We start from the raw sequence: 1,604 nt of genomic DNA on the forward strand, positions 1-1,604 counted from the left end.
GCAAAACTGTGATTCTGTAATGGCTATTGGTGGTGGCTCTTCAATTGATGCTGCTAAAGTTATTGCTTTAGCTGCAAGTAACGAAGTGAGCCCTCGAGATCTGGTTGGCATTTTAAAGGGCAAGAAACCTTCTGCGCCTTTCTTTGCAATTCCCACCACTGCGGGTACTGGCTCTGAGGCAACCATTGGTGCCGTTATTTCTGACAGCATTACCCACAAAAAAGAACTTGTTATTGATACAAAAATAGTTCCTTTAGTAGCGGCACTAGACCCTGATTTAATGAAGGGCCTTCCTCCTGCTATTACTGCAGCAACCGGGATGGATGCCTTAACCCACCTTGTCGAATCTTATTTAAGCGGCATGGCAAACGAAGAGTCTGACTATTATTCTCGTTCAGGTATTCAAATGATTTTTGAAAACCTACCGAAGGTATACAAACGTGGCAACAATGCTAAAGCACGAGAGAAGATGGCGCTGGCTTCGTACTACGGAGGCTTAACGATAAATATCGCCGGATTAGGGTATGTGCATGCTTTTGCCCACCAATTAGGTGCTAAGTACAAACTACCCCATGGCGAATCCAATGCAAAAGTTCTGCCTTATGTGCTTGAATTCACTAAAGCTGCGAGCACGACACGCTTGGCTGAACTTGCACAATGCCTGGGTCTCGGCAGCAGAAATGATAATGATACAGTGCTAGCTGAAGCGTTTATTAGTGAAGTCAAAAATTTGATTTCTACGCTAAATATCGAGAACACGATACCTCAAATAAAACGCTCAGATTTTTCTGAAATTATTCAGGGTGCTTTTAAAGAAGCTAACTCAACCTACGCCGTTGCAAAGTACATGTCTTATGACGAGGCAGAAGAAATGCTCAGCGCTATCTCTGGCCGAGCCAGCGACATTTAAGGATTACGTAACCCACTAAACAGCGTCACTGCGGGTCATAGAGGGAATTAAATACCCGTTTATCTTACGCACCAGGTTTTCTGGTACGTAAGATATAAAACTCAATTAAAGGCGCTCTCTTAGTGTAATTCGCTTTAAACCAAGCAACGCTACAAGCCACAGCATCCAGAAGACTGAACCGCCACCACTGCCACCCTTGCTCGTAGTGGGTTCAGTTACTGGTTCAGAAACTAAGCTGGCAACGCCCCCTGGATCAAGCACAGTACCATTAGCCTGGCCATCTGCATCGTTGGCACCGCCATCTTCTATTAGCATCATTAGACAGTTGTGGCCTTGCGTTAAGCCTGGTTGATAAGCAGTACTTCCAGGAGAAGGGCAAATGCCTGGCTCTCCTGCACTTGAATATAGTTGGTTATTGCTATCAAGTTCAAAGTTCTGCCAGCCGTATATTGGATCTAATTTACGATACACTGCTTCTTCAGGAATCGGTTCTATAAGCGGAATAACGAGTTGAATACTACTTCCAACTGGCAACACATTATGAATTTCGAAATCAAATAGGCCGCTGGCATAGTCGAATTCAGCATCAGTTTCTAATCCCATATCCCCCAGATTTAACGCACTGAGTAATGCGCCGCCATTAGGGTCCGTCATAGCGGCTGTGCCTAAGGATAGAGACGCTCCATATTCAACC

General features: G+C 44.8%; 2 protein-coding genes. One reads left to right on the forward strand and one right to left on the reverse strand.

Translation table 11 applies throughout. The features are described from left to right. Window positions 1–910 (forward strand): iron-containing alcohol dehydrogenase (locus A3766_RS06190; protein ID WP_068641938.1); only part of this gene is annotated, 910 nt, incomplete at its 5' end. A 105-nt stretch (window positions 911–1,015) separates the two neighbouring features. On the opposite strand, the gene A3766_RS06195 is transcribed toward A3766_RS06190, so the two are convergent. Further along, window positions 1,016–1,604: choice-of-anchor U domain-containing protein (locus A3766_RS06195; RefSeq protein WP_231882845.1), on the reverse strand; the 589-nt coding region annotated here is incomplete at its 5' end.

It is taken from the genome of Oleiphilus sp. HI0132, assembly GCF_001635845.1.